The organism is Acidovorax sp. SRB_24 (genome assembly GCF_012931925.1).
Map to the genome: position 1 here is coordinate 62659 of NZ_MWOM01000002.1, position 24265 is coordinate 86923.

24 protein-coding genes and 1 pseudogene are annotated in these 24265 nt (G+C 65.2%); 12 read left to right on the plus strand and 13 right to left on the minus strand.

Features of this window, described 5'->3' with window-relative positions:
• Positions 1 to 52: 52 nt before the first annotated feature.
• The 7 genes and pseudogenes from B2J89_RS00955 to B2J89_RS00985 all read left to right on the plus strand — a co-directional run bounded on the left by B2J89_RS00955 (position 53) and on the right by B2J89_RS00985 (position 5606).
• Positions 53 to 1384, plus strand: coding sequence for an ATP-binding protein (locus B2J89_RS00955; RefSeq protein WP_169167358.1), 1332 nt, complete (start codon positions 53 to 55; stop codon positions 1382 to 1384).
• Positions 1381 to 1851 carry an ATP-binding protein gene (locus B2J89_RS00960; protein WP_169167359.1) on the plus strand — a complete coding sequence of 157 codons (471 nt, stop codon included), beginning with the start codon at positions 1381 to 1383 and terminating at the stop codon, positions 1849 to 1851. The genes B2J89_RS00955 and B2J89_RS00960 overlap by 4 nt, the downstream gene beginning before the upstream one ends.
• Before the next feature lie 16 nt (positions 1852 to 1867).
• Positions 1868 to 2212, plus strand: a complete 345-nt coding sequence (locus tag B2J89_RS00965) for an STAS domain-containing protein (protein ID WP_169167360.1) — start codon at positions 1868 to 1870, stop codon at positions 2210 to 2212.
• A 58-nt stretch (positions 2213 to 2270) separates the two neighbouring features.
• Positions 2271 to 3095, plus strand: a pseudogene (locus B2J89_RS00970) (patatin-like phospholipase family protein); the annotation flags it as partial.
• Positions 3096 to 3126: 31 nt separating this feature from the next.
• Positions 3127 to 4320 carry a PP2C family protein-serine/threonine phosphatase gene (locus B2J89_RS00975; protein ID WP_169167362.1) on the plus strand — a complete coding sequence of 398 codons (1194 nt, stop codon included), beginning with the start codon at positions 3127 to 3129 and terminating at the stop codon, positions 4318 to 4320.
• Between the two features lie 84 nt (positions 4321 to 4404).
• A complete protein-coding gene (locus B2J89_RS00980) occupies positions 4405 to 4845 on the plus strand; it encodes a GNAT family N-acetyltransferase (RefSeq protein WP_169167363.1) in 441 nt (146 codons plus the stop codon).
• A gap of 551 nt (positions 4846 to 5396) precedes the next feature.
• Positions 5397 to 5606, plus strand: a complete 210-nt coding sequence (locus B2J89_RS00985; protein ID WP_169167300.1) for a hypothetical protein — start codon at positions 5397 to 5399, stop codon at positions 5604 to 5606.
• An 857-nt stretch (positions 5607 to 6463) separates the two neighbouring features.
• On the opposite strand, the gene B2J89_RS00990 is transcribed toward B2J89_RS00985, so the two are convergent.
• The 5 genes from B2J89_RS00990 to guaB all read right to left on the minus strand — a co-directional run bounded on the left by B2J89_RS00990 (position 6464) and on the right by guaB (position 11536).
• Positions 6464 to 7357, minus strand: coding sequence for a DUF72 domain-containing protein (locus B2J89_RS00990; protein WP_169167364.1), 894 nt, complete (start codon positions 7355 to 7357; stop codon positions 6464 to 6466).
• A gap of 27 nt (positions 7358 to 7384) precedes the next feature.
• Complete coding sequence (locus tag B2J89_RS00995; RefSeq protein WP_169167365.1) at positions 7385 to 7564, minus strand: DUF3606 domain-containing protein; 180 nt, start codon at positions 7562 to 7564, stop codon at positions 7385 to 7387.
• A gap of 293 nt (positions 7565 to 7857) precedes the next feature.
• Entirely contained in the window at positions 7858 to 8067 is a 210-nt protein-coding gene (locus B2J89_RS01000) for a hypothetical protein (RefSeq protein ID WP_169167366.1), read from the minus strand.
• A 313-nt stretch (positions 8068 to 8380) separates the two neighbouring features.
• The gene (guaA, locus tag B2J89_RS01005) at positions 8381 to 9994 is read right to left on the minus strand and encodes a glutamine-hydrolyzing GMP synthase (RefSeq protein WP_169167367.1); all 1614 of its coding nucleotides are present in this window, start codon (positions 9992 to 9994) and stop codon (positions 8381 to 8383) included.
• 66 nt (positions 9995 to 10060) lie between these two features.
• The gene (guaB, locus tag B2J89_RS01010) at positions 10061 to 11536 is read right to left on the minus strand and encodes an IMP dehydrogenase (RefSeq protein ID WP_169167368.1); all 1476 of its coding nucleotides are present in this window, start codon (positions 11534 to 11536) and stop codon (positions 10061 to 10063) included.
• 77 nt (positions 11537 to 11613) lie between these two features.
• Between guaB and B2J89_RS01015 the strand changes: the two genes are divergently transcribed.
• Positions 11614 to 12114 (plus strand): DUF4124 domain-containing protein, encoded by a 501-nt coding sequence (locus tag B2J89_RS01015; protein WP_169167369.1) that lies wholly within the window; start codon positions 11614 to 11616, stop codon positions 12112 to 12114.
• A 33-nt stretch (positions 12115 to 12147) separates the two neighbouring features.
• On the opposite strand, the gene B2J89_RS01020 is transcribed toward B2J89_RS01015, so the two are convergent.
• Together B2J89_RS01020 and B2J89_RS01025 are read right to left on the minus strand one after the other, a co-directional pair.
• Entirely contained in the window at positions 12148 to 12510 is a 363-nt protein-coding gene (locus tag B2J89_RS01020; protein ID WP_169167370.1) for an RnfH family protein, read from the minus strand.
• Positions 12503 to 12943 (minus strand): type II toxin-antitoxin system RatA family toxin, encoded by a 441-nt coding sequence (locus tag B2J89_RS01025; RefSeq protein ID WP_169167371.1) that lies wholly within the window; start codon positions 12941 to 12943, stop codon positions 12503 to 12505. Before B2J89_RS01025 ends, B2J89_RS01020 begins: the two co-directional genes overlap by 8 nt.
• 133 nt (positions 12944 to 13076) lie before the next feature.
• Here B2J89_RS01025 and smpB point away from each other — a divergent pair, with 133 nt between their 5' ends.
• The 4 genes from smpB (at position 13077) to B2J89_RS01045 (ending at position 15352) form a co-directional block, all read left to right on the plus strand.
• Complete coding sequence (smpB, locus tag B2J89_RS01030; RefSeq protein ID WP_169167372.1) at positions 13077 to 13550, plus strand: SsrA-binding protein SmpB; 474 nt, start codon at positions 13077 to 13079, stop codon at positions 13548 to 13550.
• A gap of 106 nt (positions 13551 to 13656) precedes the next feature.
• Positions 13657 to 14016 carry a hypothetical protein gene (locus tag B2J89_RS01035; RefSeq protein WP_169167373.1) on the plus strand — a complete coding sequence of 120 codons (360 nt, stop codon included), beginning with the start codon at positions 13657 to 13659 and terminating at the stop codon, positions 14014 to 14016.
• A gap of 11 nt (positions 14017 to 14027) precedes the next feature.
• Positions 14028 to 14540, plus strand: coding sequence for a sigma-70 family RNA polymerase sigma factor (locus B2J89_RS01040; RefSeq protein WP_169167374.1), 513 nt, complete (start codon positions 14028 to 14030; stop codon positions 14538 to 14540).
• An 11-nt stretch (positions 14541 to 14551) separates the two neighbouring features.
• On the plus strand, positions 14552 to 15352 hold the full coding sequence (locus tag B2J89_RS01045) for an anti-sigma factor (RefSeq protein ID WP_169167375.1): 801 nt from the start codon (positions 14552 to 14554) through the stop codon (positions 15350 to 15352).
• A gap of 40 nt (positions 15353 to 15392) precedes the next feature.
• Here the strand turns inward: B2J89_RS01045 and B2J89_RS01050 are convergent, their stop codons facing one another.
• From B2J89_RS01050 to nusA, 6 genes are all read right to left on the minus strand, one after another.
• Complete coding sequence (locus B2J89_RS01050) at positions 15393 to 16484, minus strand: enoyl-CoA hydratase/isomerase family protein (RefSeq protein WP_169167376.1); 1092 nt, start codon at positions 16482 to 16484, stop codon at positions 15393 to 15395.
• 161 nt (positions 16485 to 16645) lie between these two features.
• Positions 16646 to 18466 (minus strand): translational GTPase TypA, encoded by a 1821-nt coding sequence (gene typA / locus B2J89_RS01055; protein WP_169167377.1) that lies wholly within the window; start codon positions 18464 to 18466, stop codon positions 16646 to 16648.
• The gene (gene truB, locus B2J89_RS01060; RefSeq protein ID WP_169167378.1) at positions 18463 to 19455 is read right to left on the minus strand and encodes a tRNA pseudouridine(55) synthase TruB; all 993 of its coding nucleotides are present in this window, start codon (positions 19453 to 19455) and stop codon (positions 18463 to 18465) included. Before truB ends, typA begins: the two co-directional genes overlap by 4 nt.
• Before the next feature lie 3 nt (positions 19456 to 19458).
• Positions 19459 to 19830 (minus strand): 30S ribosome-binding factor RbfA, encoded by a 372-nt coding sequence (gene rbfA, locus B2J89_RS01065; protein WP_169167379.1) that lies wholly within the window; start codon positions 19828 to 19830, stop codon positions 19459 to 19461.
• A 3-nt stretch (positions 19831 to 19833) separates the two neighbouring features.
• A complete protein-coding gene (gene infB / locus B2J89_RS01070; protein WP_169167380.1) occupies positions 19834 to 22707 on the minus strand; it encodes a translation initiation factor IF-2 in 2874 nt (957 codons plus the stop codon).
• 23 nt (positions 22708 to 22730) lie between these two features.
• The gene (gene nusA / locus B2J89_RS01075; protein WP_169167381.1) at positions 22731 to 24218 is read right to left on the minus strand and encodes a transcription termination factor NusA; all 1488 of its coding nucleotides are present in this window, start codon (positions 24216 to 24218) and stop codon (positions 22731 to 22733) included.
• Positions 24219 to 24265 lie beyond the last annotated feature (47 nt).

The following is a 24265-nucleotide window of genomic DNA, read 5'->3' on the forward strand; positions in this document are numbered from 1 at the left end:
AGGCTCGGCCACGCCACGGCGCCTGTACGGCGGGGTGCGCGTGAATTACCCGGTGCGCATTGGCGCCCATGTGGCCGCTGGCCTGCTGCTCGGCTCGGTCTTCACCACGCAGCCGCCACCCGCGCTGTGGTGGGCGGGGTTGGTCATGCTGACGTGGCCGCATGTCGCGTACTGGCTGAGCTGTCGTGCCGTTGACAGCCGGCGCAGCGAGATGCGCGCCTTGCTGATCGACTCTTTCCTGATAGGAATCTACGGCGGGCTCTCGGGCCTCAATCTCTGGATCATCGTCGCGCTGGGGGGCGCCATGCATGCATCGAACCTCGGCTCCGGCGGCGGTCGCCATGCGTTGCGTGGCCTGATCGCCATGGGGATGGGCCTTGCAACGGGTGCCGCCGCGACAGGCTTCGAGGTCCGTCCCGACACCTCGTTGCTGACCATTGCGTTGTCGGCCGTGGCCGCGGCGCTCTACCTGTCGCTCTTCGGCCATGCGATCTACGCCGAATCGCTGCGCACCGCGAGGACGCGTGCGGCCTTGCAGGAGCGCAATCGCGAGATCGAGGCCCAGGCCGTGCACCTCGAACAGGCGCGACAGGAGGCGGAACTGGCCAACAAGGCCAAAAGCGCCTTTCTGGCGAATATGAGCCATGAGCTGCGAACGCCGCTCAATGCCGTGCTCGGCTATGCCGAACTGCTCGAAGAAGAACTGGCAGACTGCGCCTCCCCCGAAGCCCGCACGGACCTGGGCCACATCCAGCATGCGGCAAAGGATTTGCTGTCGATGATCAACGCCGTGCTGGACCTGACCCGGCTGGACGCTCACAAGGTCCAGCTCCACCTCGAGGACTGCGACCTGCGCGGTCTGCTGTCGTCCATCGAAGCCGCCGCGCAGCCGCTGCTGACCGCCAACGGAAATCGCATGCAGGTCGACGTGCAGCCGGGTCTGGCGCTGGTCCATGGGGATGCGCTGCGCCTGCGGCAGGTGCTGATCGCGCTGGTGTCCAACGCGGCCAAGTTCACGGCCCAGGGGAGCGTGCAGCTGCGCGCGTCCATGCGCGAGCGGCAACCCGGCGTGCCGGAGGTGCGTTTCGACGTCGAAGACACCGGCATCGGCCTGAGCCCCGACGAGATCAGCCGGCTGTTTCAGCCCTTTCTGCAGGCCGATGAGGGCACCACCCGGGCCTTTGGCGGCAGCGGCCTGGGATTGGCGATCAGCCGCCGCCTGTGCCGCCTGATGGGCGGAGACATCGGCGTGGCCAGTACACCCGGCGCGGGCTCATGCTTCACCGTCTGGCTGCCCCAGCCGGTCCGTTTGCGGCAGCTCGGTACGTCCCCAGAAGAGGCACTCCGGGCGGCGCCAGGCATACCCCCGGAGCGCAGCGCATGACGGCCCAGCGCTCCCCACCCGCTGGCGCGATCGATCGCATCGCGTGTGGCGCCGATCTCGCCAGCCTGCCGGCGTTGCAGGCCCTGGTGGCCACGATGTGCCGTCGCGAGGGAATCGGCGAGCCGGCGTGCCACGACCTGCAGTTGATCGTCGAAGAGGCCTGCGTCAATGTCATGCACTACGCCTACCCCGCAGGCCAAAGCGGCCCGCTGACGCTGGAGATCAGGATCGTGCACCGGGGCGGTCCACGCCGCATCGTGTTGACGCTGGAGGACCTGGGCCGGCCGTTCGACCCGCTGTCGGTCGAACCGGTGGACGCCAACGCTGCCATCGAGGCGCGTACGCTGGGCGGCTTGGGTGTGCACCTGATCCGCCAACTCTCGAACCGCCAGCACTACCAGCGCCACCCCCTGCGCGGCAACGTTTTCACCATCGAAAAATACCTGGGGCCACCCGCACCCCACTGACCCCTGGAGCAAGACCATGCAGATCACCATCACCCAACACGACACGATTTCCATCCTGGCCATCACAGGCAGCGTGGACAGTCTCAGCGCCGATGAATTGACCCAGCGCTTTGCGGAGTCGATCTCTCAGGGCAATGTCCGTCTGGTGGCCGATTTCTCGCTGGTGAACTACACCAGCAGCGCCGGCCTCCGGTCCCTGCTTGGCACCGTTAAAAACTGCCGGCTCGCCGGCGGCGACCTGCGCATGGCCGCGGTGCAGCCCCAGGTCCAACGGGTGCTCGAGATAGCCGGCTTTATCAGCATCCTCAACATCTTTCCCAACGTGCACCGCGCGGTGGAGAGCTTCACGGAGGCCGCATGAAACGCGCACCGGTTCAGGGTCCTGCGGTCACGCTGGTGATTGGCTCGGCAGCGTCAAATGCGCTGCCGCCATCGGCGTGGTCAAGGCGCTCACCGACGCAGGCATCGGCATCGATCGCGTGGTCGGCTGCAGTGGCGGCGCCCTGTTCGCGGCCGGGGTAGCCCTCGGCTTCGACACCGCCAGGATGACGGACGTCACGCTGCGCACCTGGACCCGCAAGCTGACCGCCAAACGCAGCCGCATGGGCTTTCTGCGCCTGCTCGCACCCCGGCTCTTCGGCTTTCGGTCGGACAGTTTTGGCTTGCGTGACGATGGCCCGATGCTCTCGGCCTTTCGCGACGTCTTCGGGCAGCAGCGCATCGAGGACACGCCAATTCCGCTGCACATCACGGCCACCGACTTCATGAATGGTGAGCTGGTCGACATCGTGCGCGGCGACCTGGTCGATGCGCTCCGCGCCAGCGTGTCGCTGCCCCTGGCGTTTCGGCCCGTGAAGCTGGACGGCCGGGTTCTGATCGATGGCTACATGTCCGACCCGCTGCCGATCAGCGTGGCGATGAAGAACGGCAGCCGCGTGATCGTCGCGGTGGGTTTCGAGAGCCCCTACCAAGAGAGTATCCGCAGTGCGGGACGTTTTGCGGCCCAGCTCAGCGCAATCCTCGCGAACAATTTGCAAAAGTCGCGCTTGGCCTTTCACAGCGCAGCACACCATTCCGAGATGATCCTGATCCTGCCGCAGTTCAAGCAGCGCGTGCGCCTGTTCGACACCGACAAGGTGCCCTACATCATCGAAGAGGGTGAGCAAGCGGCCCTGCAGCAACTGCCCTACCTGCGCGCCCTGCTCGATGCCCACCGCGAACGCCTTGAACCTGCCGCGGCCTGAGGGCACGGCCGACACCCCGCGGGACGCACACATGCTGTCCAAGCTAACGCCCACGCCGACGGAACAGCTGGAGCGCCCGATGCGCATCCTGGTGGTCGACGATCTGGAGCTCAATCGCGACCTCCTGGCGCGCCGCGTCCAACGCCTGGGCCACGAGGCGGGCATCGCCGTCAACGGACGCGATGCACTCGAACAGCTGCAGCAGCAGGCCTGGGACCTGGTGCTGCTGGACATCACCATGCCCGAGATGGACGGCTACGAAACCCTGCGGCGCATCCGCGCCGACCCCGTGTCGGCGCAGCTGCCCGTGGTGATGGTCTCGGCCATCGACGAGAGCGAAAGCGTGGTGCGTTGCCTGGAGCTGGGGGCCGACGACTACCTCCCCAAGCCTTTCAACCCCGTGGTGCTGCAGGCACGCATCGAATCATCGCTGGCCAAGAAACGCCTGCAGGACCACAAGAGCCACTTGCTGCAGGCACTCTCCCGCGAGTTGCAGATCGGCCAGCGGATCCAACAAGGCTTCCTGCCTGCCGAACTGCCGAGCGTGGCAGGATGGTCACTGGGCGCCAGCTGTACGCCGGCCCGACAGGTCGGCGGCGACTTCTACGATGCCTATTCGCTGCCCGCAGGCGCGCTCGCTCTCGTGGTCGCCGATGTGTGCGACAAAGGCGTGGGTGCGGCGCTCTACATGGCGCTGATCCGCACTCTGCTGCGGGCCATGGCCTGTCAGGCGACGCTCGGGGAAACGCTTCCCGGGACGCTCGTGCGCAGCGTGGCTTTTGCCAATGACTACATCGCCACCGTGCACGGGCACGAGAACATGTTCGCCACGGTGTTCTTCGCACTTCTGGAGCCCGCCAGCGGGCGCATGCACTACCTCAATGCCGGCCATGAAGCGCCGTTTGTCCAGCAGGCAGAAGGCGGCACCGCGGCGCGGCTCGAGACCACGGGACCGGCGGTGGGGCTAGTGGCAGGCAAGCGCTGCACAGTGCAGACCATGACACTGCAGCCAGGCGCCAGGCTGCTCCTGTACACCGATGGCGCGACCGAGGCACGCGGCGCATCGGGGCCGTTTGGCGAAGAGGCACTGGGGCATGCGCTTGGCCGCCCCGCTGGCTCCGCCCAGGAAATGATCGACGGCGTGCGCACGCAGCTGGCTGCGCACGTCGGCGCGTTCGAACCACACGATGACGTGACCTTGCTCGGTCTGATGCGTAAGTTGTGAACCCCACCGGAGTGCTTCACCGTGCCACAACCAACGCGACCCGCAGTTTTCGTCCGCCGTGTGCGCACGGAGGATGCCCAGACCATGCAAGGCTTTCTGCTGGGGCTGAGCGTGCCGTCGCGGCGCAACCGCTTCCACGGGGGCATCAACGGCGCCCCGCCCAAGCTGGTGGCCTATCTGGTCAACGCCGACGGCATCCGGCATGCGGCCTGGGTGGCCTGCATCTGGGGCGCCCACGGCGAGGAAATCATCGGTGAGGCGGGCTGGTTCGTCGTAGACCCTGAACGCGGCAGCGCCGAGCTGGCGTTGAGCGTGCTCGACGGATGGCAGGGCTCGGGGGTGGCGAGCCAGCTGATGACCACCCTCATGGACAGCGCACGCGCTGCCGGCTTGCGCCACCTCTACGGCGACGTGCTGGACGTCAACGGGCGCATGCTGGCTTTCATGCGCAAACACGGGCTTGAGGCGGGTTTCGATGAGCCGCCCGATCGGGGCGTGGAACGTGTCAGCTGTGAGCTGGCGTAGCTGGATGCTGATGAGTAGCGTACGGACAAGTGCTTTGCCGACGCTCGGCTGCCCAAGCCGAGCATGCTGAACTGAGCGCCTACAAGGGCTTGGGGCTACTCGCGCGGCCACATGGCGCGAGCCGGCGAGATGCCGACGCCGGCCGCGATGGCCCAGTTGCTCAGCCTGACCAACAGGGTGCGCAGAACCGAAAGCGGAACAGCGGGCCGTGGGCAAAGATCGGGGGTACGCGCATATATGCGCTGCGCTCAAGGCGCCGTGTATGTCATCGCCGGGCCAGTGTTTGCGAAATGACGCGCCAGCAGTCGGCGCGAACCAAGCGCGTGCCATCCACATCTTCCACCTGGTGTACGACGCGGACTCCAGAACGGCTTGGGCGCATCGGCAAGAGAACTCAGCCGATGCACGCGCAGGGCACCCGATCAGCTATGGCGCATTGCCTATGGTGCTTCTACCGGGAGCGAAGGTGCGATGAGTCCATAACGGGGTAAACGCGCAAGGCCGCTGCAAGCCTCGCCGCGCAACATGTCGTCACAATCACTGGAGACCACATGAAAACTGCACTCTTCGCAATCGCACTCGGCATGGCCAGCATGGTGCATGCAGCTCCCCTGCCAGCGAAAGTCGCTGCAGGCATGAGCCTAACCTCTGCCTCCACCCCTGCCTCTTTCGAGGCGGCCAACCGCAAAAGCAGCAAGCGTGTAGGTGGTTCTGGCAAAAGCGGCAAGGGTGGCAAGTACGTTGGCGGGCGCCGCAAATAAATGGGTGGGCGCCCTGCGCGCCCTCATCCCTGTAGCGTTCCTGGCGCTTTCGTGAAGCGCTGCGGCCCAGGTCTACCGCTGCGGCAATACCTACAGCCAGGAAGCTTGCAAAGGCGGTCGCGCGGTAGAAACGTCAGCGCCCGTTCGCGTCGAGGGCGGACAAAATGGCAGCGGCACCAAGACCATTTACCTCTGCCAAAGCCACGGCGGCGGCATGTTTGGTCAAGTGCGCACTGCCATCAACACAATGCCTTTATCGAGCGCACCGAGAGCGTGCCATCGAACATGGGTTGGGACGAGCAAGTGCGGCATGCCCAGTACCAGCGCGACCAGGCCCAAGCCCTCGCCAACCCTCCACCCGCAGCCCCAGCTCCGCAGCGTCAGCACATGCCGAACCGCACGGCCGAATGCTCCGCGCTCGATGAGCGCGTGAAGATGCTCGACAGCATGGGCCGGGCAGGCAGCCGGTACTACGACCTCGACTGGGTCAGACGTGAGCGGAAAGCGCGAGATCAGCAGTTCAGATTGAGGTGCTGATCTTCACGCCTCTGCCGGCCCCGCTTCCCGCACAGGGCCTGCCTTCGCCCGGTGCTGCTTCCACGTTCACAGCGCAGCTCATCCACGGTAGGCCAGACTTTCCGCAATGGTTCTGAACGCCCGAGTGACTGAAGGTGACAGCTGAGGCTTACTCATCTTTGTTCGGTTTCATGCGTCATCGTCTCGATCACGTAGTACGTGGCAGGGCATGTGGGCTTGGCCAGCTTCGTTCTGTCCGCCGTGATTGAACTGCTTGACTCTGCAATCACCGGCAAGCAGGAGAACGACGCGGAACGCTGAATTTCGGCTTTGCGCCCGAATCACAGCAGCGCCATCAGCTCGGCCGCATTGCGCTGGCCCTGGTCTCCGTAGTTGTTGTTGAAGATGATCTGCATCATCTCCACCCGGCGCGCGATGCGCCGGATTTCGAGCAGCAGCTCTTGCAGCTCTTCTGTCGAGTAGTCGTAGTTGAAGCGGTCCGAGGCGGCCGGTCCCTTCACATTCCACTTTTCGCGGTTGCGCCCGTGCAGGCGCAGGATCGCCAGGCGCGTGCTCGTGATGTCCCAGACGGCCGGCACCCGGTTGGCCGTGTCGACCTCGGGCGAATCGACGATCACATGGGCCACGCCCAGCTCGCGCTCGAGTTCAAGCGTGCCTGCGCGGTGCCGCTCGTCGAGCCAGGTCTTGTTGCGAAACTCCACGGCCATTTGCCGCTCGCCCATGCGGGCTGCGCACTCGCGCAGGTGGGCCTCGCCATCGCGGTTGTTGATGAGCCAGGGCGCGAACTGGAACAGCACAGCGCCGAGCTTGCCGCTGTGCTCGAGCGGGGCCAGGGCCTCGAGGAAGCGGCGCCAGATTTCGTCGAGCACCGGCTCGGGCACGTCGCGGTAGTAGAGCGTCTTCTTGTCGCTCAGCGCTGTCGGCAGCGCCTCGCGCAGATCCTTGTGCAGCGCCGAGGGCGGCGTCTGGTGCCCTGTCAGCAGCCGAAACGCCTTGACGTTGAACAGGAAGTGGTCGGGCGTGCGCTCGGCCCACAGCTGGGCGTTGGCGCCATTGGGGATCGCGTAGTAGCTGCTGTCGACCTCGACCACCGGGAACTGGGAGGCGTAGTAGCGCAGCCGGGACTCGGCCGATTTGGCCTCGGGCGGGTAGAACTTGCCCGAGTCCAGCAGCGTCTTGTCGGTCCACGACGCAGTGCCGACGAGGATGTTCATGGGGCGCCGCAGGGCTGCTGCAGACCGTTATGTGCGCGACTGCAGGTACTGCCGCACCGCGTCGGCAGAATGCCCCAACGCCTGGACCGCGGCGCGCAGCTCCTGCTCGGTCACGCCCAGCGACTCGGTCCAGTCGCGGACCTCGTAGGGCTGCTCCAGGCTGATCCGTTTGCGGTCGTTGCCGGTCTTGGTTAGGTCGTCGCTCATCGCAGCCTCCGCAGTGGAATAGCCAAAAGGTAGGGCAAAGCCCGGCGCTGGGCTGTAGGACGCCACCCAGCAAGGGTACCTGCGCGTCACCCCCTGTCCACTGAGATGCCTGCCACCCACTCACCCACTGCCCACAACTCACGCCCACAGGCGTGGGACAGGCTTTTCTTACGGACCCACGGGCAAGCCACAGAACCATTTAGCCTCCAAACCCGAACTGCTGCCCTGCCTCAGCTGCAGCGCCAGCATCAAAAGCGGCTCGATGGCTCTCTGGCGTGCGGGTAATAAACCACTCAATCCTTCAGATCCACCCCTAGCTGGGCGAGCTTTGCCGCATACGCATCCCTGCGCTTTGCCGCCTTGGCTGCCGTATCGACCGCCGCTTGAATTGCCTTCGGCCCCTTGGCTGCAACTGTTTTGATGAGGCCTTGTTTATGAGCAGCCTCTACCTTCGCCCTCTTGAAAGTGGCAAGCAATTCGGTATGGGCAACAGGTTGATTCACAGGGAAACTCATTTTCTAAACCGCCATTTTCGCGCCTGCCTGCCTCCATCGGAATGAGTTATGGAGCGATAGCAGCCAACCACTACACAACCTGCCACCCTCATCCGACGCAAGACCCTGCTGGCTTGGGCGTCCTAAGCCAGTATTGATGGCATCTCGCTTCTCCGCACCAAAAATAAAACCATGCAAGATACGCTTATTGATGGTGCGCCCTGTTCCTTATATTTCCACGTAAAAATGAAAAAAGCCCGCATTGGCGCGGGCTTGTGCGGGTTTTTATTCCCGTAATTTCCAGTGAATTCCTATTGCAGGATCACTCCCACTCGATCGTCGCTGGCGGCTTGCTGCTGACGTCGTAGGTCACGCGGTTGATGCCGCGCACTTCGTTGATGATGCGGCCCGACACCTTCTTGAGCAGCGCATACGGCAGTTCGGCCCAGTCGGCCGTCATGAAGTCGCTGGTCTGCACGGCGCGCAGCGCGACCACGTAGTCGTAGGTACGGCCATCGCCCATCACGCCCACGCTCTTGACCGGCAGGAACACCGTGAACGCCTGGCTGGTCAGCTCGTACCAGCTCTTGCCCGTGGCTTCGTCCTTGAAGTTGCGCAGTTCCTCGATGAAAATCGCGTCCGCGCGGCGCAGCAGGTCGGCATATTCCTTCTTGACTTCGCCCAGAATGCGCACGCCCAGGCCGGGGCCTGGGAACGGGTGGCGGTAGACCATTGCGGGCGGCAGGCCCAGCGCCACGCCCAGCTCGCGCACTTCGTCCTTGAACAGGTCGCGCAGCGGTTCGAGCAGCTTCAGGCCCAGCTGCTCGGGCAGGCCGCCGACGTTGTGGTGGCTCTTGATGGTGACGGCCTTCTTGGCGCCCGAGCCGCCGGACTCGATCACGTCCGGGTAGATGGTGCCTTGCGCCAGCCACTTGGCGCCTTTGGCACCGGCACTGGTGAGCTTGGCAGCTTCCTGCTTGAACACGGTGATGAACTCGCCGCCGATGATCTTGCGCTTGGCCTCGGGGTCGGACACGCCGGCCAGCTTGCCCAGGAACAGCTCGCTCGCATCGACGCGGATCACCTTGGCGTGCAGCTTGCCGACGAACATGTCCATCACCATGTTGCCCTCGTTCAGGCGCAGCAGGCCGTGGTCGACAAACACACAGGTCAGCTGGTCGCCGATGGCACGGTGGATCAGGGCTGCCGCCACCGACGAATCCACGCCGCCGGACAGACCCAGGATGACTTCCTCGTCGCCCACCTGCTTGCGGATCAGTTCCACCGCTTCGGCAATGTGGTCGCGCATCACCCAGTCCGGGGTCGCGCCGCAGATGCCCAGCACAAAGCGCTCCAGCAGGGCCTGGCCTCGTTGCGTGTGCGTGACCTCGGGGTGGAACTGCACGCCATAGAAATGGCGCGCTTCGTCGGCCATGCCGGCGATCGGGCAGCTTTCCGTGCTGGCCATGAGCTTGAAGCCCGGGGGCAGCGCGGTCACCTTGTCGCCATGGCTCATCCACACGTTGAGCATGCCATGGCCTTCGGCCGTGGTGAAGTCGGCGATGTCCTGGAGCAAGGCCGTGTGGCCGTGCGCGCGCACGGCCGCAAAACCGAATTCACGCTGGTGGCCGCCTTCGACCTTGCCGCCGAGCTGGTGCGCCATGGTCTGCATGCCATAGCAGATGCCCAGCACCGGCACGCCCAGCTCGAACACCGCCTGCGGCGCCTTGTCCGTGGAGTCCTCGTACACGCTGGCGTGGCTGCCCGACAGGATCACGCCCTTGAGCGTGCCGTCGGCGGCGTAATCACGCACCCACGCATCGGTCACGTCGCAGGGGTGGACTTCGCAGTACACATGGGCCTCGCGCACGCGCCGTGCGATGAGTTGCGTGACCTGGGAGCCGAAGTCGAGGATGAGGATTTTGGAGTGTTGCATGGCGGTGAGAAAGGCGAAGGCCCGAACACCGCGTTGCGTGGGTTCGGGCCTGGGGTGGCACAGAGGTCAGTCGGCGCGGTAGTTGGGCGCTTCTTTGGTGATCTGCACGTCGTGCACGTGGCTCTCGCGGATGCCGGCCGTGGTGATTTCGACGAACTCGGCCCGGTCGTTCATCTCCGGGATCGATGCGCAACCGCAGTAGCCCATGGCAGCGCGCACGCCACCCGCCATCTGGAAAACGATCGACACCATCGAGCCCTTGTAGGGCACGCGGCCTTCGATGCCCTCGGGCACCAGCTTGTCCGCGTTCGGGTTGCCGGTGGTGGCTTCCTGGAAGTAGCGGTCGGCCGAGCCCTGCTGCATGGCACCGATCGATCCCATTCCGCGGTAGCTCTTGTAGCTGCGGCCCTGGTACAGGATGACCTCGCCCGGGGCCTCTTCGGTGCCGGCAAACATGCCACCCATCATGATGGTCGAGGCGCCGGCGGCCAGTGCCTTGGCGATGTCGCCCGAGAAGCGGATGCCGCCGTCGGCAATCAGCGGCACGCCCGTGCCCTTGAGCGCGGTGGCCACGTTGTCGATGGCCATGATCTGCGGTACGCCGACGCCGGCCACGATGCGCGTGGTGCAAATGGAGCCCGGGCCAATGCCCACTTTGACGGCATCGGCACCGGCCTCGACCAGCGCCAGCGCTGCGGCGCCCGTAGCAATGTTGCCACCCACCACATCGACCTGCGGGTAGTTGTGCTTGACCCAGCGCACGCGCTCGATCACGCCGTGGCTGTGGCCATGGGCGGTGTCCACCACGATGGCATCGACTCCGGCCTTGACCAGCAGCTCCACGCGCTCTTCCGTGCCGGCGCCCACGCCCACCGCGGCGCCCACGCGCAGGCGGCCAGAGGCGTCGCGCGCGGCGTTGGGGAAGGTGGTTTGCTTGTTGATGTCCTTGACGGTGATCAGGCCCTTGAGTTCAAAGGCGTCGTTCACGACCAGGATGCGTTCGAGCTTGTGCTTGTTGAGCAACGCCTTGGCCTCGGCTGGCGTGGTGCCGTCCTTTTCGTTGACGGTGATGAGCTTTTCGCGCGGCGTCATGATGCGGCTGACCTTGACGTCGTAGCGCGTCTCGAACCGCAGGTCGCGGCTGGTCACGATGCCGACCACCTTGCCGCCATCGCAGACCGGAAAGCCCGAGATGCCGAGGTTTTCGGACAGCTCCAGCACCTGCAGCACGGTGTGCTCGGGGGTGATGACCACGGGGTCGTTCACCACACCCGACTCGTGGCGCTTGACCTTGGCCACCTCGGCGGCCTGCTCTTGCGCGGTGAGGTTCTTGTGGATGATGCCGATGCCGCCCTCTTGCGCAATAGCGATCGCCAGGCGCGCTTCGGTGACGGTGTCCATGGCAGCGGACACCAAAGGCAAATTCAGGGTGATGTTGCGGGAAAACCGTGTCGCAAGAGAAGTGTCCTTGGGCAGGACCTGGGAGTACGCTGGCACCAACAACACATCGTCGAAGGTCAGCGCTTTTCCAAGAAGGCGCATGAGAAAGCTCCAAAAAAAGGATTGTACCCGCCGCAACACTTCCTGCTGGTGCCGCGGGCAAAGCTACACTCGCGCCCATGAAAATGCCCAAACTTTTTCTGCTTGCACTGGCCTGCACCTGGTCGGTGGGCGCCGTGGCGCAGTGGCAGTGGATCGACAAGGACGGCCGCAAGGTCTTCAGCGACCGCGCACCCCCGCCCGACATCCCGGCCAAAAGCGTTCTGAAGCAGCCTGCGGGCACACCTGCGCCGGCACTTGCCGCAGCCGAGCCGGCGGCGGCTTCTGCACTCGCTCCCCGCGATGCGGCACGCGCCCCAGGCAAGGACAAGGAACTCGAAGAGAAGAAAATCCAGGCCGAGGCAGCCGAAGCCGCCAAAAAGAAGGCAGAGGAAGACAAGCTTGCGGCCCTGCGCGCCGACAACTGCAGCCGCGCAAAACAGGCCAAGGCCACTTTTGACTCCGGCAAGCTTCTGCGCCAGACCAATGCCCAGGGCGAGCTGGTGTTTCTGGACGAGGCAGGGCGGGCCGCAGAAACCCGGCGCATCGAGGGCATCATCGCGTCGGACTGCAAGCGCTAGGCGCCATCGCGGCAGCGGGCGTGCCCCCCGTCCTCAGTAGCCCGACTTTCCGCCCGGCCTCTGGCGCGCAAAAAGGCCTGTGGTGCGGGCACCCTGGCGTGCGAAGCGCTCACGCCGTGCCACCTTGGGGTCGACCGTCAGCGGGCGGTACAGCTCCACACGGTCCTGGTCGCGCAGCACCTGCGCCGGGTCCACCACCCGTCCCCAGACCCCGCACAGGGGCACGGGCACAAACAGCTCAGGCGCGGTGTCGGCCAAACCGCTGGCCGCCAGGGCGTCGGCCACCGTAGCGCCTTGCGGCAAGAACCCCGTCCACTCGACGGCAGATCCCGGTCTCACCGAAGCCACCACGGTGACGCACATCTGTCCGGCGGGTGCCGAAGCAGGCTCAGCCATAAACTTTTTCGGCGCGCTTGACGAAGGCGTCGACCATGGTGCCGGCGATGCGGTCAAACACCGGCCCGACCAGCCTGGCCAGCGTCGCATTGTCAAAACCGTAGTTGAGCTGCAGTTCGACCCGGCAGGCCCGTTGGCTGCCATCGCCCACGCCATGGAAGTGCCAGTCGCCATCGAGCCGCGAAAACGGACCCTTCACCAGGTGCATCTGCACACGCCGTCCCGGCTCGTGCGTATTGCGCGTCACGAAGGTCTGGCGGATGCCGCTGATGGCGATGCCGACCTCGGCCAGCATGCCGCCCGCGTCCTCTTCCAACACCCGTGCATGGTCGCACCAGGGCAGAAACTGCGGGTACTGCTCGACCCCCGTCACCAGGGAAAACATCTCTTCGGGGCTGTACCAGATCAATACGGACTTGCTTACGGTTTTCATGTCAATGCGCAGAGCGAGAGGCCAGGGCATGCAAAGCGGCTGCGCTGGCCAGAGAAACTAGAATCGCGGATGCGCGACGCCTGCAATTGTAGGGAGGCCTTTTACCTCCCGGCTGGCACCGCACTTATTCCTGATGGCCAAGAAACCCCAAACCTCCTCCCGCATTGCCGACAACAAGAAAGCGGCCTACAACTACTTCTTCGAAGAACGCCACGAAGCTGGCATGGTGCTGGAGGGGTGGGAAGTCAAGGCGCTGCGTGAAGGCAAGGTGCAGCTGACCGATGGCTATGTGGTGATACGCAATGGCGAGCTGTTTCTGATCGGCTGCCAGATCAACCCGCTCAAGACCGCTTCCACCCACGTCAACCCCGACGCGGTGCGCACCAAGAAACTCTTGCTGCACAAGGAGCAGATCAAGCACCTGATCATCAAGGTGGAGCAAAAGGGCTACACCCTGGTGCCCCTGAACCTGCACTGGAAGGATGGCCGCGTGAAATGCGAAATCGCGCTGGCCAAGGGCAAGGCCGAGCACGACAAGCGCGACACCATCAAGGATCGCGAAGGCAAGCGCGAAGTGGAGCGCGCCATGAAAAGCCGCCACCGCTAATTTGGGGCGCTCGGGCGGCGTGCCATGGAATAAAGCGCTTTGCAAAGGTGTTTGTCCAGATGCATGGGGGCTTTTCCCCATGCCTGCACTTTTGTTGGAGTGATCCATGAAAAAACTCTCATCCCTGCTCGTCTTCGCGGCACTGGCCACGGGTTATTCCGCGGCCCAGGCCCAGCTCCAGACCATGAACGGTGTGCTGGTCGGCCCCAACGGCATGACCCTTTACACCCTGGACCGCGACACGGCCGGCAAATCGACCTGCAATGGCCCTTGCGCGACCAACTGGCCGCCGCTCACGTCACTGCCCACGCCCGGTGGCGCCGACTACGGCATGATCCAGCGCGATGACGGAACGCCACAGGTGACCTACAAGGGCAAGCCGCTCTATTACTGGTCCAAGGATGGCAAGGCCGGCGACATGACGGGCGACGGCATGAACCAAGTCTGGCACGCTGCCAAACCCTGACGCGGACCGGCATGAACCGTGCCCAGGTTGCCGAGCACCTGCCGGGGCTGCGCCGCTATGCGCGCGTGCTCACGGGAGACGCCTGGGCCGCCGACGACCTGGTGCAGGACACGCTCGAGCGCGCCTGCCGCAAGTGGCTGCTGTGGCGCACCGGCAGTGACCTGCGTGCCTGGCTGTTCACGCTGATGCACCACCTCTACCTCAACCAGCGGCGCGCCCAGGCGCCCCACATCGCCGTGGCACTGGAAGACGTGCAGGACAGCCTGCAGGCCCCCGCCGAGGGGCGCGACGAGGCCATCGACCTGGAGCGCTGCCTGCAGCGCCTGCCGCCCGAGCAGCGCGCCGTGCTGTTGCTGGTCACGCTGGAAGACATGGCCTACGAAGACGCTGCCCGGGTGCTGGCGATCCCGGTGGGCACCGTGATGTCGCGGCTGTCGCGCGCCCGGGCGCGGCTGCGCGAACTCATGGCAACGCAGGCCAGTGAACCGCCGCACGCAGCGCCTTTTCTGCACCGCCTCAAGTAAACACCGCAACCATGCAAGTCCCCCGCCCTACCTCCTCTTTCGACGAGCAAGATCTGCACGCCTATGCGGACGGACGAATGGCCCCCGCCGAGGCCGCGGCACTGAGCGCCCGGCTGGCGCAGGCCCCGCAGGCCCACGCCCAGGCCGGCGACTGGCAGCGCCAGCGCCAGCAGCTGCGCGCCCTGCGCCTTGAGCTGTTGGGTGCACCCGTGCCCGGCGCGCTACAGGCCCTCGCAGCCCAGGTCGATCACGCCGCAGCGCGGCAAAGCCAATGGTGGCGCTGGGGTGGCATGGCGGCCTCGGTCTTGCTTGCGTTTGCGCTGGGCTGGCTCGGCCGCAGCGCCTGGCCGCCGGGCGCCCAAGGCACGCTGGCCAGCGCACCGGCACCGATCCAGGGCTTCGCGCACCAGGCCGCGCTGGCCTACGCCGTGTACCAGCCCGAACAACGCCACCCCGTCGAAGTGGCCGCAGACCAGCAAGCGCATCTGGTGCAATGGCTATCCAAACGGCTGGAGCGCCCGCTCAAGCTGCCGGTGCTGAGCGCCGAGGGCTATGAGCTGGTCGGCGGGCGCCTGCTGCCCGGTGACGCGGGGGCCCGTGCGCAGTTCATGTACCAGGACCGCACGGGCCAGCGCATCACCCTCTACCTGGGCGCCGTGCCGGGAACGGCACCGACAGCCTTTCGCTTCACGGACGAAGGGCCCGTTCCGGGCTTTTACTGGACCGAGCAGGGCTTTGGCTACGCGCTGAGCGGGCCGCTGCCACGCGCCGCGCTACTGCAGTTGGCGAGGGCCGTGCACCGGCAACTGTGATGGACCGCGGCGCAGGCGGGCGCCGTTGCGCTATGGCCGGTCAGCGCAGCGCCGCCAGCGGGTGCGCATGGGCAGGCCAGGGGCTGTCGAAAAACGATGCCACCAGCGCAGGCTGCACCTCTTCGATGCGCGCCGGATTCCACCGCGGCGCGTGGTCCTTGTCCACCGCCAAAGCGCGGATGCCTTCCACCGTTTCACTCGCGCCAGGGCGCAGGTAGAAGCAGTGGCGCACCATGTCGCGCTCCATGCGCAGGTCATCGGCCAGGCCCATGCCACGGGCGCGGCGCACCTGCTCGAGCACCACGTGCAACATCAGCGGCGAGCGCTTGCGCAGCGTGGCCGCCGTGGCGCGCGCCCAATCGCTGTCCGCGGCTTCGAGCGCGGCCACGATGGCGGCCACGCTGTCCAGAGAAAAATATTGATCAATTTGACCTCTAACGCTTGCTGTGTCTGCGCTGACAGCTACCAATTGAGAAGCAGCAAAGGCCTTCACTGCCGCGCCATCGGCAAACGCCTGCGTGCCCAGCGCATCCCACAGCGGCGCCTGCTGGTCGACGGCCAGGCAGCCATCGGCCAGGCCGAAGGCGATGGCATCGCCGGCGCCAATGGCGTCGCCGGTGAGCGCCAGCCACTCGCCGACGTGCCCCGGGCAGCGCGAGAGGAAATAGCCGCCGCCGACATCGGGAAACAGGCCAATCGCCGTCTCGGGCATGGCCATCTTGGTGCGCTCGGTGACGATGCGCAGCGCAGCGCCCTGGCTGATGCCCATGCCGCCACCCATGACGATGCCGTCCATGAACGCGATGTAGGGCTTCCGGTAGTTGTGGATCAGGTGGTTGAGCGCGTACTCCTCGCTGAAGAAGTCCTCGATCTGCGGGTTGCCCTGGCTGCCCGCCTGGTGCAGGAAGCGGATGTCCCCGCCGGCGCAGAAAGCACCGAACGGGCCCTCCTTGTTGCTGCCGCGGATCGCCACCGCCTGCACGGACGCGTCGTCCTGCCAGGCCAGCAGCGCCGCCATCAGGTCACGCACCATGCCCAGCGACAGCGCATTGAGCGCGCGCGGGCGGTTGAGCGTGATGAAACCCACCTGGCCGCGCACCTCGGTCACGACTTCAGCCACCATCTGCGTCATTGATCATTCCTTTGTCAAAAATTCATCGGGTAACCCGGCATTGTCGCGCGCGGGCGGCACGCAGTGCGATACCGCACGCGACAGCGGCGCGCGCAGGCAAAAAAAAGCCACCGCAGTGCGGTGGCTAGGGGGCCAGACCTTGGCGGTCCGGGCCGGCGCTATCAGCGGCCAGCGCGCTTGCGCTCGCCTTCCGTGAGGAAGCGCTTGCGCAGGCGGATCGACTTGGGCGTGATTTCGACCAGCTCGTCGTCTTCCACGAACTCGACGCCATATTCCAGCGTCAGGTCGATCGGTGGCGTGATCTTGATGGCGTCTTCCTTGCCCGAGACACGGAAGTTCGTCAGCTGCTTGGTGCGCGTGGCGTTGACGATCAGGTCGTTGTCGCGGCTGTGGATGCCGACGATCATGCCTTCGTAGACTGGGTCGTTGGCGCGCACGAACATGCGGCCGCGGTCGTCGAGCTTGCCCAGGGCATAGGTGAAGATTTCACCGTCGTCCATGGAAATCAGCACGCCGTTCTTCCGGCCCGCGATTTCGCCCTTGTACGGCTCGTAGCTGTCGAAGATGTTCGAGATCAGGCCGGAACCACGCGTCAGGTTCAGGAACTCGTTGGTGAAGCCGATCAGGCCACGCGCCGGAATGCGGTACTCCAGGCGCACACGGCCGCGGCCATCGGGCTCCATGTTCACCAGTTCGCCCTTGCGCTCGCCCAGGGCCTGCATCACGCCGCCTTGGTGCTGCTCTTCGATGTCGGCGGTCACCAGTTCGATGGGCTCGCATTTTTCCCCGTCGATCTCGCGGAACACCACGCGCGGCTTGGACACCGCCAGTTCGTAGCCTTCGCGGCGCATTTCTTCGAGCAAGATGGTCAGGTGCAGTTCGCCCCGGCCCATGACTTCAAAGATACCGTCTTCGTCGGTTTCCTTGACACGCAGCGCTACGTTGCTGCGCAGTTCGCGCTGCAGGCGATCCCAGATCTGGCGGCTGGTGACGAACTTGCCTTCGCGACCGGCCAGGGGGCTGGTGTTCACGCAGAAGTTCATGGTCAGGGTCGGCTCGTCGATCTTGAGCATGGGCAGCGGAGCCGGGTTTTGCGGATCGGTCACGGTCACGCCCATGCCCAGTTCGGCAATGCCGTTGATCAGCACGATGTCGCTCGGGCCGGCTTCCTGCACTTGCACGCGGTCAATGCCCTGGAACTGCAGCACCTGGTTGATGCGGCCTTTGAACGACTTGCCGTCCGGGCCTTCCATGACCAGCACGTCCATGTTGGGCTTGATGGTGCCCGCCGTGATGCGGCCCACGCCAATGCGGCCGACAAAAGTCGAATAGTCCAGCGCCGAAATCTGCAGTTGCAGCGGTGCATTGGGATCGCCCTTGACCACAGGCACGTGGCTCAGGATGGTGTTGAACAGCGCCGACATGTCAGAGCCCCACTGTTCGCCGGGCGCACCTTCGGTGAGCGAGCTCCAGCCATTGATGCCCGAGGCATACACGACGGGGAAGTCCAGTTGTTCATCGGTCGCGCCCAGCTTGTCAAACAAGTCAAACGCGGCATTGACCACGTAATCAGGACGCGCACCGGGCTTGTCCACCTTGTTCACCACCAAAATCGGCTTCAGACCCAGGGCCAGCGCCTTCTTGGTCACGAAACGCGTTTGCGGCATAGGGCCTTCTTGCGCGTCGATCAGCAGCACCACGCCATCGACCATGGACAGCGCGCGCTCCACTTCACCGCCAAAGTCGGCGTGGCCGGGGGTGTCGAGAATGTTGATGTGCGTGCCTTCCCAGCTCACGGCGCAGTTCTTGGCCAGGATGGTGATGCCGCGCTCGCGTTCGATGGCGTTGTTGTCCATCACGGTGTCGACCACTTTTTCGTGGGTGGCAAAGGTGCCAGACTGGCGCAGCAGCTGGTCGACCATCGTGGTCTTGCCATGGTCAACGTGGGCGATGATGGCGATATTGCGGATTTGTTTGCTCATGGTGTTTCCAAAATGCCGGCGGCAACGGTGGCCGGCGTACTTTCCAGGATTTGTTGAATTTCGATCGGGCTCAGCAGACGGTCCGGAATCAGTTCGCCGGCCGCCGTGTGGGCCACGCCCAGCAAGGCGCGCGGCGCATCGCCGAACACGGCCACCGCCGGGGCGTCAGGCCAGCTGCCGCGCCGGCGCAGACCCGACAGGAAGCGGCCTGCATCTTCGCCCCCCAGCGTGACATGGCGATGGCCGGCCAGCAGCGCCTCGGGGGGCAGCAGGCAGGCCAGGCGCTCGGCCTCGTCCATGGCCTCGAAGTCGGCGAGCTTGACGCAGCGCTCGATGCCGAGGCCCCCGGTGTCAATGCGGCGCAAAAAGGTCAGGTGGGCGCCACAGCCGAGTGCCGCTCCGATGTCTTCGCCGAGCGTGCGGATATAGGTACCTTTGCTGCATGTAACTATTATTTTGATAGCTGGCTGCGCTTGCCCATCAAGCGCTAGAGCCACATTCAATGCATGAATCTCGACGTCGCGCGCGGCGCGCTCGACCTCGACGCCTGCACGCGCGTATTCGTACAAGGCCTTGCCGTCTTTCTTGAGCGCGCTGTACATCGGCGGAACCTGCCGGATCGGGCCGGTGAACTGGCGCTGCACCTGTGCCAGGCGCTCGGGCGCCAGCATGGCCGCATCGACCGCGCACTCGCGCAGCACCTCGCCCTCGGCGTCGCCCGTCGTCGTCGTCACGCCCAGGCGCGCGATGGCTTCATAGGTCTTGGGGGCATCGAGCTGCAGCTGGCTGAACTTGGTCGCGGCGCCAAAGCACAGCGGCAAGACGCCGGTGGCCAGCGGGTCGAGCGTGCCGGTGTGCCCGGCCTTTTCGGCGCGCAGCAGCCACTTGGCCTTTTGCAAGGCATCGTTGCTGGAAAATCCGAGCGGTTTGTCGAGCAGCAACACCCCATGCACAGGGCGCCGCTGCACCCGGGTGCGGGGCGCGTTCATGGACTACTCTTCCTTGGAACGCGACGCCACGGCCTGCGCGATGAGCGCATTCATGTCGGCCGCACGCTCGGTGGTGCGGTCGAACACGAAGTGCAGCGTTGGCACTGTGTGGATGTGCAGGCGCTTGAACAGGCCGTTGCGCAGGAAGCCTGCCGCCTGGTTCAAGGCGTCCTGCGTCTGCTGCGGGTCCCCCGTGAGCAGGCTGAAGAACACCTTGGCATGGGCATAGTCGGGTGTGACCTCGACGGCCTGCAGCGTCACCATGCCCACGCGCGGGTCTTTCAACTCGCGCGCGATCAGTTCCGTCAGATCGCGCTGGATCTGGTCGGCCACCTTGAAGGCGCGGTTGGGCGTGGAAGACTTTTTGGCTGCCATGGCTTAGAGGGTCCGCGCGATTTCCTTGATCTCGAAGAACTCCAACTGGTCATTTTCCTTGATGTCGTTGTAGTTCTTGAGCTTGATACCGCACTCGAAGCCTTCCTTGACCTCGCGCACGTCGTCCTTGAGGCGCTTGAGCGAGTCGATCTCTCCGGTGTAGACGACCACGTTGTCGCGCAGCAAGCGGAACTTGGCATTGCGCGTGACATGGCCCGAGGTGATGTAGCTGCCGGCAATGGTGCCGATCTTGGTCGCCACGAACACGGTGCGGATCTCGGCCGTGCCGATGACTTCCTCGCGCTGCTCGGGAGCGAGCATGCCGGACATCGCCACCTTCAGCTCGTCCACGGCGTCGTAGATGATGCTGTAGTAGTGCAGGTCGACATCGTTGTTCTCGGCCAGCTTGCGCGCACCGGCATCGGCGCGCACGTTGAAGCCGATGACGATGGCCTTGGAGGCGATCGCCAGGTTGATGTCGGACTCGCTGATGCCGCCCACGCCGGCGTACACCAGCTGCACCTTGACCTCGTCGGTCGAGAGCTTGAGCAGCGACTGCGACAGCGCTTCCTGTGAGCCCTGCACGTCGGCCTTGACGATGATGGGCAAGTGCTTGACCTCGCCCGCCGTCATGTCGGCAAACATGTTCTCGAGCTTGGCCGCCTGCTGGCGTGCCAGCTTGGTGTTGCGGAACTTGCCGGCACGGTAGGTCGCGATTTCGCGCGCACGGCGCTCGTCGGACAGCACCATGAACTCGTCGCCGGCCTGCGGCACTTCGGTGAGGCCCTGGATTTCCACCGGGATCGATGGACCGGCCGTCTTGGTGACCTTGCCGTTTTCATCCAGCATGGCGCGCACGCGGCCAAAGGTCTGGCCGGCCAGCACCACGTCGCCCACCTTGAGCGTGCCGGACTGCACCAGCACCGTGGCGACCGGGCCGCGGCCCTTGTCGAGCTGGGCTTCGATGACCAGGCCCTTGGCCATGGAGTCGACCGGCGCCTTGAGTTCCAGCACTTCAGCCTGCAGCAGCACCTGCTCGAGCAGGGTGTCGATGCCAGCGCCCGTCTTGGACGACACCGGAACGAAGGGCGAGTCGCCGCCGTATTCCTCGGGCACCACCTCTTCGACCACCAGCTCCTGCTTGACGCGGTCGGGGTTGGCCTCGGGCTTGTCGGACTTGGTGATGGCGACCACGATGGGCACACCCGCCGCCTTGGCGTGCTTGATGGCTTCCTTGGTCTGCGGCATCACGCCGTCGTCGGCCGCCACCACCAGGATGACGATGTCGGTGGCCTGCGCGCCCCGGGCACGCATGGCCGTGAAGGCTTCGTGGCCGGGGGTGTCGAGGAACGACACCATGCCGCGCGGCGTTTTGACGTGGTAGGCGCCAATGTGCTGCGTGATGCCGCCGGCTTCGCCCGGCGCCACCTTGGCGCGGCGGATGTAGTCCAGCAGCGAGGTCTTGCCGTGGTCGACGTGGCCCATGACGGTGACGACAGGAGCGCGCGGCAGAAACTCGACGTCTTGCTGCGCGGTTTCGTGCTGGGCAAAGGCCTCAGGATCGTCCAGCGCAGCGACCAGCGCCTTGTGGCCCATTTCTTCCACGACGATCATCGCGGTGTCCTGGTCCAACGGCTGGTTGATGGTGACCATCTGGCCCATCTTCATGAGCGCCTTGATGACTTCGGATGCCTTGATCGACATCTTGTGTGCGAGCTCAGACACCGTGATGGTTTCGGGCACGTGCACTTCGATGATGCGCGCCTCCACCGGAGCCTGGTGCATGGAGAGCGAGCCGCCCCGATCGCGGTCGTTGCCACGGCGGCCACCGCCACCGCGGGGTCCGCCGCGCCAGGCGCTGCTGCGGTTGGCACCACCACCGGTGTCGCCACGGGTTGGAATGCCCTTTTTCTTGGCCGGATCGCCCGCCCAGCTCGACGAGAGCTTGGCCGACTTGACTTCCTTGCCTGCGCCAGCGGCGGGCGCCGCAGCGGTGCCGGTGCGCGCGCCCGGGGTCACGGCAGGCTTGTGCAGCGTACCCTTCTTGGCGTCGCCGGTGACCGCGCGCGGCACGGGTTTGGGCTCTTCGGGCTTCTTGGCAACCATGACCTTCTTGGGCGTCGCCATCATGGTGCGGATGGCAGCCGCCTCGGCCAGGGCCTTGCGGCGGCGCTCTTCGAGGTCGGACGCACGTGCGGCCTCTTCCTGCGCACGGGCGCGGGATTCGGCTTCGGCCTTCTCGCGGGCCTCGGCCTGCGCGGCGGCGCGGGCGGCGGCTTCCGCAGCCTGCTCGCGGCTGGCTTCCTGCTTGACCGCAGAAGCCTGGGCCTTTTTCTCGGCTTCCTGGGCAGCGTAGGCAGCAGCGCGCTCAGCGGCTTCGCGTTCGCGGCGTTCGCGGTCTTCGCGCTCGCTGCGCTGCTCGGCCAGTTCAGTTTCCTGGCGGCTGATCAGCTCGGCCTGGCGGCGCGCTTCTTCCTCGCGGCGGGCCAGCTCCTTGTTCTCCGCCGCATGCGCCGCTTCCTGTGCCTGCACGGAATCGGCAGCGTCGTCGTCCCCCACGGGAGCGTCAGCGCCGTCGTCACGTTTGACGAAGGTGCGCTTTTTGCGCACTTCCACCTGGATAGTGCGCGCCTTGCCCGAGGCATCGGCCTGCTTGATCTCGCTGGTGGACTTCTTCACCAGCGTGATTTTCTTGCGATCCCCGGACCCGCCGCCATGGCTGGCCTGCAGGTGCGCAAGCAGTTTTTGCTTGTCAGACTCGGTCAACGGATCGGACGAGGCAGCCTTGACCACTCCGGCAGACTTGAGCTGTTCGAGCAGGATTTCGGGGGTTTTTTTGAGTTCACTAGCGAACTCGGCGACAGTAATACTGGACATATGTGGTTCGTACCTCCCTGACCTTACTCTTGCCCTGCTGCGAACCAATGTTCGCGCGCCTTCAAAATCAAGGCGGTGGCATCTTCTGCGGACTGGCCGGTCAGGTCGGTCAGCTCATCAATGGCCAAATCGGCCAGATCATCACGCGTGTGCACGCCACCTTCGGCGAGCTTGGCAATCAGTTCGGGCGTGACGCCCTCGAGATCGCGCAGGTCCTGCGAAACGCTTTCGACGCTGTCTTCGCGGGCGATTTCCATGGTCAGCAGTACGTCCTTGGCACGGGCGCGCAACTCGTTCACGGTGTCCTCGTCGAAGCTCTCGATGTCCAGCATTTCCTGCAACGGCACGTAGGCCACCTCTTCGAGGCTTTCGAAGCCCTCGGCAATCAGGATGTCGGCAATTTCCTGGTCCACGTCGAGCTTTTCCATGAACAGGCGGCGTGCCGTATCGGTCTCGTCGGCCTGCTTCTGGGCCGACTCGGCGGCATCCATGATGTTGATTTTCCACCCCGTAAGGTCGGAAGCCAGGCGCACGTTCTGCCCGCCACGGCCAATGGCGATGGCCAGGTTCTCTTCGTCCACGACCACGTCCATGGCGTGCTTTTCTTCATCCACGACGATGGAGGACACATTCGCCGGCGCCAGCGCACCGATCACGAACTGCGCCGGGTCCTCGGACCACAGCACGATGTCCACGCGCTCGCCGGCCAGCTCGGTGGTGACGGCGTTGACACGCGTGCCGCGCACACCCACGCAGGTGCCGATGGGGTCGACGCGGCGGTCGTGCGAAAGCACGGCAATCTTGGCGCGGCTGCCCGGGTCGCGAGCGCAGCTCTTGATCTCGAGCAGGCCCTGTTCGATCTCGGGCACCTCGTGGCGGAACAGCTCGACCATGAACTCGGGCGCTGAGCGCGACAGGATGATGGGCGCGCCGCGCAGCGTCAGGTCCACGTCCATGATCATGGCGCGAACCCGGTCGCCGTTGCGCAGGTTTTCCTTGGGAATCATCTCGCTGCGGCGCAGGCGGCCTTCGACGCGGCCCGACTCGACGATCAGGTCGCCCTTGTCCATGCGCTTGACGGTGCCGGTGAAGATCCTTTCGCCGCGCGACATGAAGTCGTTGAGCAGCATCTCGCGCTCGGCATCGCGGATTTTCTGCAGGATGACCTGCTTGGCCGCCATGGCGCCGATGCGGCCGATCGGCACGGACTCGATGGCTTCTTCGATGTATTCGCCGACTTCGATGTCGGCAATGCGCTCGCGCGCATCCATCAGCAGCTCTTCGGCTTCGGGGTTCTGCAGGCCGGCATCGTCCGGCACCACCAGCCAGCGGCGGAAGGTTTCGTAATTTCCACTGTCACGGTCGACGGACACGCGAATGTCGACCTCGCCCTGGTACAGCTTCTTGGTGGCTTGCGCCAAAGCCAGCTCCACAGCGCCCAGCACCACATCGCGCTCAACGTTCTTTTCGCGTGAAATGGCATCTACCAACATCAACAATTCGCGATTCATGCGACGACTCTCCTGTTTCTATCATCCGGCGGCCGCGGCCCTGCGGC

What these genes read in the sequence shown, in the direction of transcription:
- rbfA (WP_169167379.1), bottom strand. Translation starts at nt 19,830, where the DNA reads ATGGCAGCCAAAAAGTCTTCCACGCCCAACCGCGCCTTCAAGGTGGCC.
- B2J89_RS01040 (WP_169167374.1), top strand. Translation starts at nt 14,028, where the DNA reads ATGAACCGTGCCCAGGTTGCCGAGCACCTGCCGGGGCTGCGCCGCTAT.
- B2J89_RS01015 (WP_169167369.1), top strand. Translation starts at nt 11,614, where the DNA reads ATGAAAATGCCCAAACTTTTTCTGCTTGCACTGGCCTGCACCTGGTCG.
- nusA (WP_169167381.1), bottom strand. Translation starts at nt 24,218, where the DNA reads ATGAATCGCGAATTGTTGATGTTGGTAGATGCCATTTCACGCGAAAAG.
- truB (WP_169167378.1), bottom strand. Translation starts at nt 19,455, where the DNA reads ATGAACGCGCCCCGCACCCGGGTGCAGCGGCGCCCTGTGCATGGGGTG.
- guaA (WP_169167367.1), bottom strand. Translation starts at nt 9,994, where the DNA reads ATGCAACACTCCAAAATCCTCATCCTCGACTTCGGCTCCCAGGTCACG.
- B2J89_RS01045 (WP_169167375.1), top strand. Translation starts at nt 14,552, where the DNA reads ATGCAAGTCCCCCGCCCTACCTCCTCTTTCGACGAGCAAGATCTGCAC.
- typA (WP_169167377.1), bottom strand. Translation starts at nt 18,466, where the DNA reads ATGAGCAAACAAATCCGCAATATCGCCATCATCGCCCACGTTGACCAT.
- B2J89_RS01050 (WP_169167376.1), bottom strand. Translation starts at nt 16,484, where the DNA reads ATGACGCAGATGGTGGCTGAAGTCGTGACCGAGGTGCGCGGCCAGGTG.
- B2J89_RS01025 (WP_169167371.1), bottom strand. Translation starts at nt 12,943, where the DNA reads ATGAAAACCGTAAGCAAGTCCGTATTGATCTGGTACAGCCCCGAAGAG.
- smpB (WP_169167372.1), top strand. Translation starts at nt 13,077, where the DNA reads ATGGCCAAGAAACCCCAAACCTCCTCCCGCATTGCCGACAACAAGAAA.
- infB (WP_169167380.1), bottom strand. Translation starts at nt 22,707, where the DNA reads ATGTCCAGTATTACTGTCGCCGAGTTCGCTAGTGAACTCAAAAAAACC.
- guaB (WP_169167368.1), bottom strand. Translation starts at nt 11,536, where the DNA reads ATGCGCCTTCTTGGAAAAGCGCTGACCTTCGACGATGTGTTGTTGGTG.
- B2J89_RS00995 (WP_169167365.1), bottom strand. Translation starts at nt 7,564, where the DNA reads ATGAGCGACGACCTAACCAAGACCGGCAACGACCGCAAACGGATCAGC.
- B2J89_RS00965 (WP_169167360.1), top strand. Translation starts at nt 1,868, where the DNA reads ATGCAGATCACCATCACCCAACACGACACGATTTCCATCCTGGCCATC.
- B2J89_RS00990 (WP_169167364.1), bottom strand. Translation starts at nt 7,357, where the DNA reads ATGAACATCCTCGTCGGCACTGCGTCGTGGACCGACAAGACGCTGCTG.
- B2J89_RS01020 (WP_169167370.1), bottom strand. Translation starts at nt 12,510, where the DNA reads ATGGCTGAGCCTGCTTCGGCACCCGCCGGACAGATGTGCGTCACCGTG.
- B2J89_RS00975 (WP_169167362.1), top strand. Translation starts at nt 3,127, where the DNA reads ATGCTGTCCAAGCTAACGCCCACGCCGACGGAACAGCTGGAGCGCCCG.
- B2J89_RS00980 (WP_169167363.1), top strand. Translation starts at nt 4,405, where the DNA reads ATGCAAGGCTTTCTGCTGGGGCTGAGCGTGCCGTCGCGGCGCAACCGC.
- B2J89_RS00960 (WP_169167359.1), top strand. Translation starts at nt 1,381, where the DNA reads ATGACGGCCCAGCGCTCCCCACCCGCTGGCGCGATCGATCGCATCGCG.
- B2J89_RS00985 (WP_169167300.1), top strand. Translation starts at nt 5,397, where the DNA reads ATGAAAACTGCACTCTTCGCAATCGCACTCGGCATGGCCAGCATGGTG.
- B2J89_RS01035 (WP_169167373.1), top strand. Translation starts at nt 13,657, where the DNA reads ATGAAAAAACTCTCATCCCTGCTCGTCTTCGCGGCACTGGCCACGGGT.